Source organism: Streptomyces sp. CRCS-T-1 (genome assembly GCF_024442335.1).
GTDB lineage: Bacteria > Actinomycetota > Actinomycetes > Streptomycetales > Streptomycetaceae > Streptomyces > Streptomyces koelreuteriae.
Map to the genome: position 1 here is coordinate 2,905,914 of NZ_CP101651.1, position 16,460 is coordinate 2,922,373.

General features: G+C 71.5%; 17 protein-coding genes. 8 read left to right on the top strand and 9 right to left on the bottom strand.

Annotated elements, in window-relative coordinates; genetic code table 11:
- Positions 1 to 47: 47 nt before the first annotated feature.
- Positions 48 to 377, bottom strand: a complete 330-nt coding sequence (locus NNW99_RS12760) for a hypothetical protein (RefSeq protein ID WP_215119003.1) — start codon at positions 375 to 377, stop codon at positions 48 to 50.
- Between the two features lie 109 nt (positions 378 to 486).
- Here NNW99_RS12760 and NNW99_RS12765 point away from each other — a divergent pair, with 109 nt between their 5' ends.
- Positions 487 to 801, top strand: a complete 315-nt coding sequence (locus tag NNW99_RS12765; protein WP_215119005.1) for a hypothetical protein — start codon at positions 487 to 489, stop codon at positions 799 to 801.
- 70 nt (positions 802 to 871) lie between these two features.
- Here the strand turns inward: NNW99_RS12765 and hutH are convergent, their stop codons facing one another.
- From hutH to NNW99_RS12780, 3 genes are all read right to left on the bottom strand, one after another.
- Complete coding sequence (hutH, locus tag NNW99_RS12770; RefSeq protein ID WP_215124248.1) at positions 872 to 2,410, bottom strand: histidine ammonia-lyase; 1,539 nt, start codon at positions 2,408 to 2,410, stop codon at positions 872 to 874.
- A gap of 102 nt (positions 2,411 to 2,512) precedes the next feature.
- On the bottom strand, positions 2,513 to 3,667 hold the full coding sequence (locus NNW99_RS12775; protein WP_215119007.1) for a sensor domain-containing diguanylate cyclase: 1,155 nt from the start codon (positions 3,665 to 3,667) through the stop codon (positions 2,513 to 2,515).
- 206 nt (positions 3,668 to 3,873) lie between these two features.
- The gene (locus NNW99_RS12780; RefSeq protein WP_215119014.1) at positions 3,874 to 4,674 is read right to left on the bottom strand and encodes an enoyl-CoA hydratase/isomerase family protein; all 801 of its coding nucleotides are present in this window, start codon (positions 4,672 to 4,674) and stop codon (positions 3,874 to 3,876) included.
- A 217-nt stretch (positions 4,675 to 4,891) separates the two neighbouring features.
- Here NNW99_RS12780 and NNW99_RS12785 point away from each other — a divergent pair, with 217 nt between their 5' ends.
- On the top strand, positions 4,892 to 5,533 hold the full coding sequence (locus tag NNW99_RS12785) for a hypothetical protein (protein WP_251057770.1): 642 nt from the start codon (positions 4,892 to 4,894) through the stop codon (positions 5,531 to 5,533).
- Between the two features lie 14 nt (positions 5,534 to 5,547).
- Here the strand turns inward: NNW99_RS12785 and NNW99_RS12790 are convergent, their stop codons facing one another.
- Together NNW99_RS12790 and NNW99_RS12795 are read right to left on the bottom strand one after the other, a co-directional pair.
- Positions 5,548 to 6,651: an adenylate/guanylate cyclase domain-containing protein gene (locus NNW99_RS12790; protein WP_215119015.1), complete on the bottom strand. Its 1,104-nt coding sequence runs from the start codon at positions 6,649 to 6,651 to the stop codon at positions 5,548 to 5,550.
- Positions 6,652 to 6,828: 177 nt separating this feature from the next.
- Positions 6,829 to 7,704: a biotin--[acetyl-CoA-carboxylase] ligase gene (locus NNW99_RS12795; RefSeq protein ID WP_215119017.1), complete on the bottom strand. Its 876-nt coding sequence runs from the start codon at positions 7,702 to 7,704 to the stop codon at positions 6,829 to 6,831.
- Between the two features lie 110 nt (positions 7,705 to 7,814).
- Here NNW99_RS12795 and NNW99_RS12800 point away from each other — a divergent pair, with 110 nt between their 5' ends.
- The 4 genes from NNW99_RS12800 to NNW99_RS12815 all read left to right on the top strand — a co-directional run bounded on the left by NNW99_RS12800 (position 7,815) and on the right by NNW99_RS12815 (position 10,507).
- Entirely contained in the window at positions 7,815 to 9,419 is a 1,605-nt protein-coding gene (locus NNW99_RS12800) for an acyl-CoA carboxylase subunit beta (RefSeq protein ID WP_215119019.1), read from the top strand.
- 25 nt (positions 9,420 to 9,444) lie between these two features.
- Positions 9,445 to 9,654: an acyl-CoA carboxylase epsilon subunit gene (locus tag NNW99_RS12805; protein ID WP_215119020.1), complete on the top strand. Its 210-nt coding sequence runs from the start codon at positions 9,445 to 9,447 to the stop codon at positions 9,652 to 9,654.
- A gap of 76 nt (positions 9,655 to 9,730) precedes the next feature.
- Positions 9,731 to 9,859, top strand: a complete 129-nt coding sequence (gene mmpB / locus NNW99_RS12810) for a morphogenic membrane protein MmpB (RefSeq protein WP_255961279.1) — start codon at positions 9,731 to 9,733, stop codon at positions 9,857 to 9,859.
- A gap of 27 nt (positions 9,860 to 9,886) precedes the next feature.
- A complete protein-coding gene (locus NNW99_RS12815; protein WP_215119021.1) occupies positions 9,887 to 10,507 on the top strand; it encodes a nucleoside triphosphate pyrophosphatase in 621 nt (206 codons plus the stop codon).
- On the opposite strand, the gene NNW99_RS12820 is transcribed toward NNW99_RS12815, so the two are convergent.
- Positions 10,476 to 10,907, bottom strand: coding sequence for a hypothetical protein (locus tag NNW99_RS12820; RefSeq protein ID WP_215119022.1), 432 nt, complete (start codon positions 10,905 to 10,907; stop codon positions 10,476 to 10,478). The genes NNW99_RS12815 and NNW99_RS12820 overlap by 32 nt on opposite strands.
- A gap of 344 nt (positions 10,908 to 11,251) precedes the next feature.
- Between NNW99_RS12820 and NNW99_RS12825 the strand changes: the two genes are divergently transcribed.
- On the top strand, positions 11,252 to 13,024 hold the full coding sequence (locus NNW99_RS12825; protein ID WP_215119024.1) for a biotin carboxylase N-terminal domain-containing protein: 1,773 nt from the start codon (positions 11,252 to 11,254) through the stop codon (positions 13,022 to 13,024).
- A gap of 204 nt (positions 13,025 to 13,228) precedes the next feature.
- Here the strand turns inward: NNW99_RS12825 and NNW99_RS12830 are convergent, their stop codons facing one another.
- Positions 13,229 to 14,212, bottom strand: coding sequence for a DeoR/GlpR family DNA-binding transcription regulator (locus NNW99_RS12830; protein WP_215119025.1), 984 nt, complete (start codon positions 14,210 to 14,212; stop codon positions 13,229 to 13,231).
- A 177-nt stretch (positions 14,213 to 14,389) separates the two neighbouring features.
- Positions 14,390 to 15,838, bottom strand: coding sequence for an NAD(P)H-quinone dehydrogenase (locus NNW99_RS12835; RefSeq protein WP_215119026.1), 1,449 nt, complete (start codon positions 15,836 to 15,838; stop codon positions 14,390 to 14,392).
- Positions 15,839 to 15,934: 96 nt separating this feature from the next.
- Here NNW99_RS12835 and NNW99_RS12840 point away from each other — a divergent pair, with 96 nt between their 5' ends.
- Positions 15,935 to 16,372, top strand: a complete 438-nt coding sequence (locus NNW99_RS12840; protein ID WP_215119027.1) for a gamma-glutamylcyclotransferase — start codon at positions 15,935 to 15,937, stop codon at positions 16,370 to 16,372.
- The last annotated feature ends 88 nt before the right edge of the window (positions 16,373 to 16,460 follow it).

Sequence of the window (16,460 nt, forward strand, 5' to 3'; positions counted from 1 at the left end):
CCCCGGGCGGCGGTTGCCGCCCGGGGTCGATGTTTTTCCGGGCAGCCTCAGCCGAGGTTGTCGTCTTCATCATCCTCGTCGTAGTCCCACTCCGGCGAATCGGGGTCGTACTCGATCCTCTCGCTGCTCCAGGAGGCCTGCTGGAGTTCGACCCCCGGAACCTGGCTGACCAGGTCGAACGGGTCCACGAGGTACGCGAGGGCCTCAGCGGTGTCTTCCGTCACAGCGCTCTCGGCGTGTACCCGTTCCGACGCCGGCAACTCGGCGTCGTCGGCGATCCGGCGCAGCGCGGACTTGGTGACCGCGTCCGCGTCGCCGACCTCCAGAACGAGTTCCACCCGAACCCGCACAAAACGTGATTCCTCAGGAGTGCTCATGGCGGGAGCGTACGTCCGGGGCCTCCCGTGACTTTCCCGTGACCCGCGCCTTTTACTAACATCACCCCACACGGCCAATTCGCCAGTGCCACAAGGGGATCGATATTCCGTGTCATCCGCTCGCCGTCCGTTGCTGACCGCCACCGCCGCGGCGTCCCTGCTGGGGGCCCTGTGGTTCGTCCCGTCCGCCAACGCGACGTCGGACTCCCCGGTGAGAGACGCGGTCTCGGCGACCCCGTCGCCGCAGGTCACAGAGCAGGCGCGGATCGCGGCCACGACCGCGGGCAACACCGTCACGGACACCCGCCTCGCCGACACGGGCAGCTTCGACAGCACCCCCTACGTGGCCGGCGGCACGATGTTCCTCATGCTGGGCGCGGGCTTCGTCGCCTACTCGGTCCGCCGGGAACGGCTCGGCTTCTGAGCGCACTTGGCGCAAGGGCGACCGCCCCGGGGCCCTGCCACCCGGCAAGGCCCCGGCCGCGTTCGTCGTACTACTGGAGCGGCCCGGTGACCGTCTCCACAGCGGCGAGCAGCCGCCCGTCGCGCACGAAGGCGTCCGCGGCGGCCAGGTCGGGCGCCAGGAACCGGTCCGGACCGGGGCCCTGAACTCCCGCTTCCCGTACGGCGTCGAGGACCGCCCGTGTCGCGGGCGCGGGCGTCAGGCCCTCGCGCAGTTCGACGGCGCGGGTGGCGGCGTACAGCTCGACGGCGAGGACCCGGGTGAGGTTGTCGACGGCCGTGCGCAGCTTGCGCGCCGCCGACCAGCCCATCGAGACATGGTCCTCCTGCATCGCGGAGGACGGGATCGAGTCGGCGGACGCCGGTACGGCGAGCCGCTTCAGCTCGCTCACCAGCGCGGCCTGCGTGTACTGAGCGATCATCAGGCCCGAGTCCACACCGGCGTCGTCGGCGAGGAACGGCGGCAGGCCGTGGCTGCGGTTCTTGTCGAGCAGCCGGTCGGTGCGCCGCTCGGCGATGGAGCCGAGGTCGGCGGCGGCGATGGCGAGGAAGTCCAGGACGTAGGCGACGGGCGCCCCGTGGAAGTTGCCGTTGGACTCCACCCGTCCGTCGGGCAGCACCACCGGGTTGTCCACCGCCGAGGCCAGCTCGCGGTCGGCGACCAGCCGGGCGTGGGCCATGGTGTCCCGCCCGGCCCCGGCGACCTGCGGGGCGCAGCGCACCGAGTAGGCGTCCTGGACGCGCGGGGCGTCGTCCTGGTGGTGCCCGGTCAGGCCCGAACCCTTCAGCACGGCCAGCATGTTGGCGGCACTGGCGGCCTGCCCCGGGTGCGGCCGGATGGCGTGCAGTTCGGGGGCGAGGACCCGGTCGGTGCCGAGCAGGGCCTCCATCGACAGGGCGGCCGTGATGTCGGCGGACCGGTAGAGCGTGTCCAGGTCGGCCAGGGCCATGACCAGCATGCCGAGCATGCCGTCGGTGCCGTTGAGGAGGGCGAGGCCCTCCTTCTCACGCAGTTCGACCGGCTGGATGCCGTGCGCGGCGAGGAGTTCGGCGGCCGGGCGTACGACACCGTCGGGGCCCTCGGCGTCGCCCTCGCCCATCAGCGCGAGGGCGCAGTGGGACAGCGGCGCGAGGTCGCCGGAGCAGCCGAGGGAGCCGTACTCGTGCACGACCGGGGTGATCCCGGCGTTGAGGAGGTCGGCCATGGTCTGCGCGACCTCGGGCCGTACGCCCGTGCGCCCGGAGCAGACGGTCTTCAGCCGCAGGAACATCAGGGCGCGCACGACCTCCCGCTCCACCCTCGGCCCCATCCCGGCGGCGTGCGAGCGGACGATGTTGCGCTGGAGCTGTGCGCGCAGCTCGGGGCTGATGTGCCGGGTCGCCAGGGCCCCGAAGCCGGTGCTCACGCCGTACACGGGGTCCGGCTTGGCCGCCAGCGCCTCGACGATCTCGCGGGCCGCGGCGAGGGCGGCCACCGCCTCCCCGGAGAGCTCGACGCGGGCTCCGGCACGCGCCACGGCGAGCACGTCGGACGCGGTCACGCCGGACGTCCCCACCACCACAGTGTGCATATCCATATTCAGGAGCGTACGCAGTGAATTCGATGATGTCACCACTGGGGACGGGCTCCGCCCCTTACCGATACGTCACACCCCCGGGCCGCTCCCCGACGGCTACGGCGCGTGCCGTCCGCGGAAGCGCCGGCGCTCCCCGTCGGCCCCCTTGGACGGCTCGTCCGCCAGCCGCATGACGGGGTCGTCGGGCCCGGCCCGGCCCGCGACCACCGGCCGCGCGGCCCGCTCGGCCTTGGCCCGGTACTGGGCCGCGTCCGCGAGCCGGAACAGCCGCCGCGCGGAGCGTACGGGCCCGATCGGGTCCTCCGTGGAGGCGACCCCGCAGGCCACGCCCTCCCCGAGTTCCAACTCGGACGCCCGGCGGCACAGTTCACCGGCCGCCTTCACCACCTGGTCGGCGGGCGGCCCGACCGCGAGCAGACAGAACTCGTCCCCGCCGAGCCGTGCCGCGAGCGCCCCCGGCAGCATGGCCCCGCACAGCGACAGCACCGAGCCGAACCGCTCCAGGAGCCGGTCGCCGACGGCGTGCCCATGGGTGTCGTTGACCTGCTTGAGCCCGTTCAGATCGCAGACGACGAGGCTGACGACCACGCCGTCCCTGCGGTGTCGCTCGATGGCCTGCTCCAGGCGTACGTCCACGGCACGGCGGTTGGCGAGTCCCGTCAGCGCGTCGGTGAACGCGAGCCGCCGGGCCTCCTCCAGCCGCTCGGTCTGGGCGATGCCGGCGGCGACGACGGAGGCCAGGACGGTGGCGAAATCGGCGTCGGCCCGCGCGAAGACGGCCTCACCGGCCGGCCGGGCGACATACAGCTCGCCCCAGGCCCGCCCGTGCAGCACGATCGGCGCGACCACGCAGCAGCCGCGGCCCCGGCGGCGCAGAGCCGCGACGCGCTGATGGCAGTACCCGGGGCGCCGCCCGGCGGCGGGCCCCTCGGCGGTCTCCACCCACGCGTCGGGCTCCCCACCCCCGGCCGCCCACCGCTCGTGCAGGAACTCGGTGATCTCCGCGAACTGGTGCACCGGATAGGCCTCGTCCTCGGGGAACTCCTCCTCCCCGTCGGCGAGCGCCCCCACGTTCACGAGGACTTTCAGCCGCCCGAGTTCCCGCTCCCACACCGACAGCGCGGCGAAACTCCCGCCCAGCGCCCGGCACGCCCCGGCAGCCGCCGCACGCCACGCCTCACGCGACCCGTGCGCGGCCGCCATCCCCTGAGCCAACGCGACGACGGCCAGCAGCCGTCTGTCCTCACCCATCACTCCAGGCTAGGGACTTTTCAGCCAATCTGTCCGGTAGACGACGCGAACGGGGAGCCTTTAGCTGCGGGCGCGCCCCGCCTCGTCTGCGGGCATGCGTGCCGCTAAGGGCGGCACGGGTGGGCGCAGGCGGCACCCCGCTACGCCGGGCTGCGGACCCACCCGCCCCCAGCCCCAACCCCGAGCACCGGACAACAAACCCCAGCTCACTCCCCCGGCCACTCCGGCTTCCGCTTCTCGTTGAACGCCGCGACACCCTCCGCCCGGTCCCCGGAAAACGCCACAGCCCTCCACGCCGCGTCCTCCACCTCAAGCCCCGCCCGCAGATCCAACCCCTGCCCCAACCGCAACGCCCGCTTCGCCGCCCGCAACCCCACCGGCGAATTCCCCGCGATCCGAGACGCCAGCTCCAACGCCACCTCCCGGTCCCGCCCCTCCTCCACCACCTGATCGACCAGCCCCAACTCGCCCGCCTCCACGGCCTCCACCCGCCGCGCGGAGAAGATCAGCTCAGCCGCCCGAGCAGCCCCCACCCGACGCGGCAGCAGCTGCGTGCCCCCACCCCCGGGAATCACCCCCACCGACACCTCCGGCAGCCCCACCACCGCCGTACGGTCCGCCACGATCACGTCACAGGCGAGCGCCAGCTCGAACCCACCCCCCAGCGCGAACCCGTGCACCGCCGCCACCGTCGGCACCGGCACCTCCAGCACCCCGGTGTACGCCCCACGCGTCACCGGCCGCTGCCGCACCAGATCCGCGTCGCTGAAGGAGTTCCGCTCCTTCAGATCGGCCCCCACGCAGAACGCCCGCTCATGCGTCGAGGTCAGTACGACCACCCGTACGTCCCGGTCCTCCCCCAGCGCCGCACACGCCCCGGCGACGGACCGCGCCATCTCGGTCGACACGGCGTTCATAGCCTTGGGCCGGTCGAGGACGAGCTCCGCGACACGCCCCTGCTCATGCCGCCGCACCAGCACGAAGTCCCCGAACCGTTCCTCACTCATGACACCCTCCGGTTAACGCGGGTTAACAACCTCAGCGCCCCGATCATCGCAGCCGCACCCCCCGCACGAAAGAGCGGACGCGACCGGTTCCCACGCGATCACCCGCCCACCCGTTCGAGTGACATCACCTCAATTCCGGCCCGACCGCCCAAGGGAGCGCATAGCGTGCGTCCGCCAATGGCGCACAGGGGGCGCGTGCGCAGCGGGAGGAACCGTGATGAGGACGACGAACACGCCGACGAGGCCACAGCGGGACACCGGGGCGACGGAAACCGGCCTCTTCGCCCCCCGCGTCCGAGGCCGCCACCGCAAGCCCCGCTCCCCCAAGGCCCTGCTCGCCGCGGGCGGCCTCGCCCTGGCCGCCGGCGCCCTGAGCCTCGTACGCCTGACCTCCGGCCCGAGCCCCGACGGCGTCGGCACCGTCGAGGCCGGACCCAGCCCGGACCCGGTCACCACCGGCACGGACACGGACCGGACCGCCGACACCGCCGCGACCTTCCCGGCCGCCACCCCCGAGGTCAGCCCCTCGTCACCCACGGCCCTGGGCGGCCTGACCCCGTCCCCGGCCACCCGGGGCGCACGCCCGGCCCCGACCGCCCCGGCCGACACCCGAAGCGCCACCACGACCGCCGCTCACAAGCCCACGACCATCCCCGACGCACCGAACACCCCGGCACCGGCCACCCAGGGCGACGCCCCACGCCCGGCCCCGGCCACGCCCGCTCCACCGAGCCGGACCACGCCCGCCCCGGCGCCCGACCCCGAGAAACCGAAGAAACCGAAGAAACCGGACGACGACCCCGGCCTGTGCGTGCCGATCATCGGCCTGTGCGTGGACACACCGGGCCGCCCCGGCTGACCGCCCCCGTCAGCTCAGCCCAGGTCCCGCCGGGTGAGCAGCCACGGCTCCACGACGCCCAGCCCACGCACGGGCCGCTGCCACATCGGCTGCAGCGCGAACCGGTACTCCGGAGGCTCCTCGCCCTCCTTCTCCGCCGCGACGGCCTCCTCGGCCGCCTCCGCCTCGGAGGACGGCGCGTCCTGCGTGCGGATCAGCTCCTCGGCGAAGGCGGTGTCGACGAGGACGGCGTCCTTCGGAGCTATCGAGGTGAGCCGGGAGGCCAGATTCACGGTCGTACCGAACACATCGCCCATTCGGGTGGTGACGGTGCCGAACGCCATGCCGACGCGCAGCTCCGGCATCGTCTCGTCGTGCGCCATGGTCTCGATCAGCCGCAGGGCGATCTCGGCGGCGATGCCCGCGTCGTCGGCGGCGTACAGCACCTCGTCGCCGAGGGTCTTGATCAGCCGTCCGCCGTTCGCGGCCACCAGGTCGGCGGCCGTGGTCTCGAAGGCCTCGACCAGCTCGCCGAGCTCCTCCTCCTCCATGCGGCGGGTGAGCCGGGTGAAGCCGACCAGGTCCGCGAAGCCGACGGCGAGACGCCGGTCGACCATCTCCTCGTCGTCGGCGGCCTGCACGACCCGTCCGGCCGAGGCGGCGAGCTGACGCCGCCAGACGTAGACGAGGAACTCCTCCAGCTCGGGCAGGAGCAGCTCGACGATCGGGTACGTCACCTCGGTACGGGTCATGCCCGGCTCGGGCGGCTCGGTCAGCCCCTCCAGGAACGAGTCGATCTGCCACTCGGCGAGCCGTGCGGTGGTCTGCCCGGTGGAACGGGCCACCTGTACGGCCATCGCCTCGCTCAGCAGCCCCGCCTCGACGAGACCGGCGAGGCGCCGCAGGGCGAGGACGTCCGCCTCGGTGAGGGCCTTGGCCTGCCCGATGTCCGCGAAGCCCATCGCCCGCCAGAAGCGGGAGGCCAGCTCCATGGAGACACCGGCGCTACGGGCCGCCTGAAACGGGGTGTACCGGCGCTCGGCCCCCAGAATGAGCCCTTCGAGGCGCAGGGCCAGCGGGTCCTCGCCGGGGTCGGCGCCCTGCGCGTCCGTACCGGAATCCGGGTCTTCGACGGTCACGCGTGCTGCCCTTCCGATCTGTCACGGTCATGTATCGACCGGCCTCAACTCTACGGCAGGTGTGCGCCAGCTCACTCCGTCAGGCACCCCGCTGCGGGCATGCGTGCCGCCAGGGGCGGCACGGGTGGGCGCAGCGGCACCCCGTCGCGCCGGGTTGCGCAACGCCCTGCCCCCAGCTCAAGCCGGCCTCAGGTGCACGATGTCCCCCGCTCCCACCGGCTCCTGCACCCCCTCCTCCGTAGCCAGCACCAACCGCCCGTCCCCATCCACAGCCACGGCCTCCCCCACGACGCCCCGATCCCCGGGCAGCTCCGCCCGCACGGTCCGCCCGAGCGTCGCGCACGACGCCGCGTACGCCTTCTGCAGCCCGCTCACCTCGGGGTCACCCCCGGCCGCACGCCACTTCCCGTACCACTCCTCCAGGGACCGAAGCACACCCCGCAGCAGCGGATCCCGATCCGTGCTCACCGATCCGGCCAGCCCCACCGACCCCGCCGTCGGCACCGGCAGCTCCTTCTCCTTCAGCGAGACATTGATGCCGACCCCGATCACGACCCCGTCGTCACCGGCCCGCTCGGCGAGGATCCCCCCGGCCTTGCGCTCCTCTCCCCGGACCGTGACCAGCACGTCGTTCGGCCACTTCAGGGCCGTGTCGACACCCGCCGCCCGCGACAGCCCCGTAGCCACCGCCACGCCCGTGAGCAGCGGCAGCCACCCCCACCGCGCCACCGGCACCTCGCTCGGCGTGAGCAGCACGGAGAAGAACAGGCCCGACCGCGGCGGCGCCGTCCACTGCCGGTCCAGGCGCCCGCGCCCGGCCGTCTGCTCCTCGGCGACGAGCACCGCCCCCTCGACGGCCTCCCCCTTCGCCGCCCGGTCCACGAGGTCGGAGTTGGTGGAGCCGGTGCGCTGCACCACGTCCACCTCGGACCACAGCCCTCCCTCCCGCACCAGCCCCCGGCGCAGGGCGGTGACATTGAGGGGCGGACGGTCCAGATCCGACCAACGGCTGCCGTTCGGCTCTTGCGGCTCTGCTGCATCTCGCGGCGTCATGCAAGCCACACTAGGTGTGGTAAACGCCGCACTGCCGACCCGAGGGCACCGCACTACTCTACGGATGAGTAACCGTCCCCCCTTTTGAGCAGGCAGGGAGCCGCATCCCGATGTCCGAGCCGGAAGAGCTGCAGCAGCCTGACATTCACACGACCGCGGGCAAGCTCGCGGATCTCCAGCGCCGTATCGAGGAAGCGACGCACGCCGGCTCCGCACGCGCCGTCGAAAAGCAGCACGCCAAGGGCAAGCTGACGGCCCGTGAGCGGATCGAACTCCTCCTGGACGAAGCCTCCTTCGTCGAGCTGGACGAGTTCGCCCGGCACCGGTCCACCAACTTCGGTCTGGACCAGAACCGCCCGTACGGCGACGGCGTCGTCACCGGGTACGGCACCGTCGACGGCCGCCCGGTCGCCGTCTTCTCGCAGGACTTCACGGTCTTCGGCGGGGCGCTCGGCGAGGTCTACGGCCAGAAGATCGTCAAGGTCATGGACTTCGCGCTGAAGACCGGTTGCCCGGTCATCGGCATCAACGACTCCGGCGGAGCCAGGATCCAGGAGGGCGTCGCCTCGCTCGGCGCCTACGGCGAGATCTTCCGCCGCAACACCCACGCCTCGGGTGTCATCCCGCAGATCAGCCTGGTGGTGGGCCCGTGCGCGGGCGGAGCCGTGTACTCCCCGGCCATCACCGACTTCACGGTCATGGTCGACCAGACCTCGCACATGTTCATCACCGGCCCCGACGTCATCAAGACGGTCACCGGCGAGGACGTCGGCTTCGAGGAGCTGGGCGGCGCCCGCACCCACAACGCGACCTCGGGCGTGGCCCACCACATGGCCGGCGACGAGAAGGACGCCATCGAGTACGTCAAGCAGCTGCTGTCGTACCTGCCGTCCAACAACCTCTCCGAGCCGCCGGTGTTCGCGGAGGAGGCCGACCTCGAGATCACCGACGAGGACCGCGAGCTGGACGTCATCGTCCCGGACAGCGCGAACCAGCCGTACGACATGCACGCGGTGATCGAGCACATCCTGGACGACGCCGAGTTCTTCGAGACGCAGCCGCTGTACGCGCCGAACATCGTCACCGGCTTCGGCCGGGTCGAGGGACACCCCGTCGGCATCGTCGCCAACCAGCCGATGCAGTTCGCCGGCTGTCTCGACATCACGGCCTCCGAGAAGGCGGCCCGCTTCGTGCGCACCTGCGACGCCTTCAACGTCCCGGTCATCACCTTCGTGGACGTCCCCGGCTTCCTGCCCGGCGTCGACCAGGAGCACGACGGCATCATCCGCCGCGGCGCCAAGCTGATCTACGCCTACGCCGAGGCCACCGTCCCGCTCATCACGATCATCACGCGCAAGGCCTTCGGCGGCGCCTACGACGTCATGGGCTCCAAGCACCTGGGCGCCGACCTCAACCTCGCCTGGCCCACCGCCCAGATCGCCGTCATGGGCGCCCAGGGCGCGGTCAACATCCTGCACCGCCGCACGATCGCGGAGGCGGAGGCCAACGGCGACGATCTCGAGGCGGTCCGCGCCCGGCTGATCCAGGAGTACGAGGACGCCCTGCTCAACCCCTACGTCGCGGCCGAGCGCGGCTACGTCGACGCGGTGATCATGCCGTCCGACACCCGCTGCCATGTCGTACGGGGTCTGCGTCAACTGCGCACGAAGCGGGAATCCCTGCCTCCGAAGAAGCACGGCAACATCCCCCTCTAGCCCTCAGCGAGCCCAGGAGGCCCACATGACGATCAAGGTCGTACGGGGCAACCCGACCCCGGAGGAGCTGGCCGCCGCACTGGCGGTGGTCAGGGCCCGCGCCGCGGCGGCGACAGAGGACCCGCCCGGCGCACCGGCCGCCCGCGACTCCTGGTCCGACCCGTCCCGCATCGCGTCCCACCGCCTGCCCCAGCCGGGCCCGACGGCCTGGGGCAGGACCTACTGGCCGGCCTGATCGCTCGACAAGGCGGGGCGCCGATTTGAGTACGCCTACTCAGGCGCCCCGCCCTGCCGAGCCGCACGCTGGACTCATGCTGTGGTCCGACCCCGAGAATGAACCGCCAAAAGAACTGCGCGACATGCAGGACATGCTTCGGCGGCTGGGCGTTCTCATGGCGTTGGCCATGTTCGTGGCCATGCTGGTGATCGGCGTGAGGTGAGTCCCCCTCGCGCACTAACCTGACGGCATGACCGATGAGCACCGCAGGCGACTCGTCCTCGCCTCCCAGTCCCCCGCCCGGCTCGGACTGCTCCGCCAGGCCGGACTCACCCCCGAGGTGATCGTGAGCGGCGTCGACGAGGACGCCGTCACCGCCCCCACCCCCGCCGAGCTGGCACTCGCCCTCGCCGAGGCGAAGGCCTCCGTCGTGGCGGCCCGCCCGGAGGTCAAGGGCGCGCTGGTGATCGGCTGCGACTCGGTGCTCGACCTGGACGGCCAGGCCCTCGGCAAGCCCGCGGACGCCGAGGAGGCCACGGCCCGCTGGAAGTCGATGCGCGGCCGCGCTGGCACCCTGCAGACCGGCCACTGCGTCTACGACACGCTCACCGGCCGCTATGTCTCCGCCACCGCGTCCACGGTCGTCCACTTCGGCGACCCCACGGACGAGGAGATCGCCTCCTACGTCGCCTCCGGCGAACCCCTCTACGTCGCCGGTGCCTTCACCCTGGACGGCCGCTCGGCCCCGTTCATCAACGGCATCGACGGCGACCACGGCAACGTGATCGGCATCAGCCTGCCCCTGGTCCGGCGGCTCCTCGCCGACCTGGGCGTGGGCATCACGGAGTTGTGGGCGCCGGCGGAGCGGTGACCGGCTCGGCCACGCGGTCGTAGGTCATCAGCAGCAGGACGATCAGGCCCAGCACCAGCATCATGAACAGGAACGCGGGCCAGCCGACCAGCCCCCAGGTGAAGGCGCCCAGCAGCCCGTGCACGACCGCCGCGCTGATCAGCAGCACCCGCCCGAGGCCCGCCGGGGGGCGGTTGCGCAGCGCCACGAGCAGGGCGACCAGGCCGCACAGCGCGAAGTAGAGGCCGAAGGCGACCCCGCCGATCTTCGACGACACCGACATCATGTGCGGGTCGAGCCCGGCCAGGGACATGTCCTGCCGGTCGACGACGACCCCGAGAAACCAGTTCAGCCCGGCGATGCCGAACGCCTCGCCGAACAGCACCACCGCCACGACCCACGCCACCGGCCTGCGCACCACCGGGCCCACCCTCTTACCCCTAGTACGTTCGAGACATCGCGAACGCTACTGACTGGTAAACCCTGGGACAAGGGTTCCGGGGCGGGCAAAGAATCATTGGGCCATTCGTAGGGACTCCACAAAGAAACGGAGTGGCCCGCAGCACGTGATGACAGAGACCTTGACCACAGGGGACGGCTAGGGTTTCCCGCAGGAGTGCTGCGTACCGCGGTGCGACAAGGGATTTCGCGGGTCGATCGAGCCTCGCATCACGCTCCGTGTGGGCAAGCTCACCACTGGGGACGGGTCGAAGTGCCGTGTCGGCAGTCCCTAAACTCGGCTTGTTTCAAGGAGGGAGCCTCATCGTGCGCAAGGTGCTCATCGCCAACCGTGGCGAAATCGCTGTCCGTGTGGCCCGGGCCTGCCGGGATGCCGGCATCGCGAGCGTGGCCGTCTACGCCGACCCGGATCGGGACGCTCTGCATGTCCGCGCCGCGGATGAGGCGTTCGCCCTGGGCGGTGACACTCCGGGCACCAGCTACCTCGACATCGAGAAGGTGCTCAAGGCCGCGCGGGAATCGGGCGCGGACGCCATCCACCCCGGGTACGGCTTTCTCTCCGAGAACGCGGACTTCGCCCAGGCGGTGCTGGACGCGGATCTGATCTGGATCGGCCCGCCCCCGCAGGCGATCCGCGACCTCGGTGACAAGGTCGCCGCCCGGCACATCGCGCAGCGCGCGGGCGCCCCGCTGGTGGCGGGCACGCCCGACCCGGTCTCCGGTGCCGACGAGGTCGTCGCCTTCGCCGAGCAGCACGGTCTGCCGATCGCCATCAAGGCGGCCTTCGGCGGCGGCGGCCGCGGCCTGAAGGTCGCGCGCACGCTCGAAGAGGTGCCCGAGCTGTACGACTCGGCGGTGCGCGAGGCGGTCGCCGCATTCGGCCGTGGCGAGTGCTTCGTCGAGCGCTACCTGGACAAGCCTCGGCACGTGGAGACCCAGTGCCTGGCCGACCAGCACGGCAACGTCGTCGTGGTCTCCACCCGTGACTGCTCCCTCCAGCGCCGGCACCAGAAGCTGGTGGAGGAGGCTCCCGCGCCCTTCCTGTCCGACGCGCAGGTGGAGGAGCTGTACTCGTCCTCCAAGGCGATCCTGAAGGAGGCCGGCTACGTCGGCGCCGGCACGGTCGAGTTCCTCGTCGGCCTCGACGGCACGATCTCCTTCCTGGAGGTCAACACCCGTCTCCAGGTGGAGCACCCGGTCACCGAGGAGGTCGCCGGCATCGACCTCGTCCGCGAGATGTTCCGCATCGCCGACGGCGAGGTCCTCGGCTACGACGACCCGGTGCTGCGCGGTCACTCCTTCGAGTTCCGCATCAACGGCGAGGACCCGGGCCGCAACTTCCTCCCGGCGCCCGGCTCGGTCACGAAGTTCGACCCGCCGGCCGGTCCCGGTGTCCGCCTGGACGCGGGCGTGGAGTCCGGCTCGGTCATCGGCCCGGCGTGGGACTCCCTGCTGGCCAAGCTGATCGTCACCGGCCGCACGCGCAAGGAGGCCCTGGAGCGGGCGTCCCGCGCGCTGGAGGAGTTCCAGGTCGAGGGCATGGCCACGGCGATCCCGTTCCACCGCACGGTGGTGAAGGACCCGGCGTTCGCCCCCGAGCTCACCGGCTCGTCCGACCCGTTCACGGTCCACACCCGCTGGATCGAGACGGAGTTCGTCAACGAGATCAAGCCCTTCGCCGCGTCGGCCGACACCGAGGCGGACGAGGAACTGGACCGCGAGACGGTCGTCGTCGAGGTCGGCGGCAAGCGCCTGGAGGTCTCCCTGCCGGCCTCGCTGGGCATGTCCCTGGCCCGCACGGGCCTGGCGGCGGGCGCCAAGCCCAAGCGCCGCGCGGCGAAGAAGTCGGGCCCCGTCGCCTCCGGCGACACCCTCGCCTCCCCCATGCAGGGCACCATCGTCAAGGTGGCCGTCGAGGAGGGCCAGGAGGTCAAGGAAGGCGACCTGGTCGTCGTCCTGGAAGCCATGAAGATGGAACAGCCCCTCAACGCCCACAGGTCCGGCACGATCAAGGCCCTGAGCGCGGAAATCGGCGCCTCGGTCACGTCCGGCGCGGCGATCTGCGAAATCAAGGACTGAGACAACACGAGTCGGGCGGGCAGGCGCACAAGCACCTGCCCGCCCGACTCATGTCGGTGGCTGAGCTGCGGGCATGCGTGCCGCTAGGGGCGGCACGGGTGGGCGCAGCGGCACCCCGCTCCGCCGGGTTGCGGCCCCACCCGGCCCCAGCAACAACGCCGGTGCCCGACACACCACAGCAACTGGACCGACCTGCCCGGCTCCCTACCGCCGCCGCAGATCCGCCACCCGAGCCCGCTCAGCCCCAGGCCCCTGCTCCCCCAACATCGCGGCGGAAGCAGACCGCAACCCCCCACCCCCCGCCCCCGGCACCTGCCGCCGAGGCCCGGGCAACGGCACATCCCGCCGCTGCTGCCGCGCCGAAGCAGGATCACCCCCCGGCCCGGCCACCCCGGCCGACCCCCCTTGCCCCCCGGCCACAGCGATCTGCACACCCTGATCGGCGAGGGCCTGAAGCTCCGTACCCGCCCGATCGTCATGCGCGGGCGGCTCATCGGTCACCAGCCGGGTGATGAGATCCGTAGGCACGGTCTGGAACATGGTGTCCGTCCCGAGCTTCGTATGGTCGGCGAGCACCACCACCTCCGCGGCGGCCTGCACCAACGCCCGGTCGACGGACGCCGACAGCATGTTGGACGTGGACAGCCCACGCTCGGCGGTCAGACCGCTCCCGGACAGGAAGGCCCGAGACACCCGCAGCCCGTGCAGGGACTGCTCGGCACCACTGCCGACGAGGGCGTAGTTCGAACCGCGGAGCGTACCGCCGGTCATCACGACCTCGACCCGGTTGGCATGGGCCAATGCCTGTGCCACCAGCAGCGAGTTGGTGACGACGGTCAGTCCGGGCACCCGGGCGAGCCGGCGCGCCAGCTCCTGGGTCGTCGTACCCGCCCCGACCACGATCGCCTCGCCCTCTTCCACGAGGTTCGCGGCGAGGTCGGCGATGGCGGTCTTCTCGGCGGTCGCGAGATGGGATTTCTGCGGAAAGCCGGACTCCCGCGTGAAACCGCCCGGCAGTACCGCACCGCCGTGCCGGCGGTCGAGGAGTCCTTCTGCCTCCAGCGCGCGCACGTCCCGCCGTACGGTCACTTCGGAGGTCTGGACGACGCGGGCGAGCTCACGGAGCGACACGGCCCCGTTCGCTCGCACCATTTCGAGGATCAATTGGCGACGTTCTGCAGCGAACACGAAACTGACAGTAACGCCAGCGACCGTCTGCTTTCAGCAGTTTGCGCTGAATAGCAGAAGATGTTCGCACCGAGCAGCACGAAGTGGTATAGAGCCTAGTCCCGCCGCCTATGCCGTACGCACGGTCGAATACTCCCCGTGACCAGGGAGGAGCCGGTTTCGGCCTCAGGGCCTGCCCTAGCCCTCGCCGGTCTCCTTGCGCGTGTGCAACTGCCGTGCCACCTCGGCGATCGAGCCCGACAGCGAGGGATAGACGGTGAAGGCGTTCGCGATCTGCTCGACGGTCAGATTGTTGTCGACCGCGATCGAGATCGGGTGGATCAGCTCCGAGGCCCGCGGCGCCACGACGACACCGCCGACCACGATCCCGGTGCCGGGCCGGCAGAAGATCTTGACGAAGCCGTCGCGGATGCCCTGCATCTTGGCGCGCGGGTTGCGCAGCAGCGGCAGCTTCACGACGCGGGCGTCGATCTTCCCACCGTCGACATCGGCCTGGGTGTAGCCGACGGTGGCGATCTCCGGGTCGGTGAAGACGTTCGACGAGACGGTCTTCAGGTTCAGCGGCGCCACGGCGTCACCGAGGAAGTGGTACATCGCGATCCGCCCCTGCATGGCGGCCACGGACGCGAGGGCGAACACCCCGGTCACGTCACCGGCGGCATACACGCCCGGAGCGGTCGTACGCGACACCTTGTCGGTCCAGATGTGCCCGGACTCGCGCAGCCGGACACCGGCGTCCTCCAGCCCCATGCCCGCGCTGTTGGGCACGGCGCCGACGGCCATCAGACAGTGCGACCCGGTGATGACACGCCCGTCGGAGAGGGTCACCTCGACCCGGTCCCCGACCCGCTTGGCGGACTGCGCCCGGGTACGCCCCATGACGTTCATGCCGCGCCGCCGGAAGACGTCCTCCAGCACGGCGGCCGCGTCCGGGTCCTCGCCCGGCAGCACGCGGTCCCGCGACGACACGAGCGTCACCCGCGAACCCAACGCCTGGTAGGCACCCGCGAACTCGGCACCGGTCACACCCGACCCGACCACGATCAGCTCCTCGGGGAGCTCATTGAGGTCGTACACCTGGGTCCAGTTAAGGATCCGCTCACCGTCCGGGAGCGCATCGGGCAGCTCACGCGGATGCCCACCGGTGGCGATGAGCACCGCGTCAGCCGTAAGAGTCTCTTCACTCCCGTCGGCGGCGCGCACCACGACCTTCCGCGACCCGTCGAGCGCCTGCATGCCCTCCAGCCGCCCGCGCCCGCGCATGACACGCGCCCCGGCACGCGTCACGGAGGCCGCGATGTCGTGCGACTGGGCGAGCGCGAGCCGCTTCACACGCCGGTTGACCTTCCCCAGGTCGACGCCCACCACCTTGGCGGCCTGCTCCATGGGCGGGGTGTCGTCGGCGACGATGATGCCCAGTTCCTCGTACGACGAGTCGAAGGTGGTCATCACCTCGGCCGTCGCGATCAGAGTCTTCGACGGCACGCAGTCGGTGAGCACCGACGCCCCGCCCAGACCGTCGCAGTCGACGACGGTCACCTCCGCGCCGAGTTGAGCGGCCACCAGCGCCGCTTCGTATCCGCCGGGTCCGCCACCGATGATCACGATCCGAGTCACGTACTCCATTGTCCCGCACCGCTCAACGGGACACCGCCCGGGGGCCCGCCGCGATGCGGCTCCGTTACGCGAGTGACGCGAGTCCACCTGCCGTACCCTTCCCCCATGTCGCTCTACGCCGCGTACGCCGGCAACCTCGACGCGCGGCTGATGTCCCGCCGCGCCCCGCACTCGCCGCTGCGCGCCACCGGCTGGCTGAACGGGTGGCGGCTGACCTTCGGCGGCGAGCACATGGGCTGGGAGGGCGCCCTGCCGACGATCGTCGAGGACCCCACCTCCCAGGTCTTCGTCTCCCTCTACGACATCGCCCCCATGGACGAGGACTCGATGGACCGCTGGGAGGGCGTGGGCCTGGAAATCTACCGGCGTACCCGTGTACGGGTGCACACCCTGGAGGCCGACGAGCCGGCCTGGTCCTACGCCCTCAACGCCTACGAGGGCGGCCTGCCCTCCGCCCGCTACCTGGGCGAGATCGCCGACGCGGCCGAATCGGCGGGCGCCCCGCACGACTATGTGATGGAACTCCGCAAGCGCCCCTGCTGAGCCTCTGCCTGTCGGAAACGACAAGACAACGATCGCCACCCCGTCGGCTCCACCATCTACGCGCGTAGGCATTCACCGGCTACCCTCG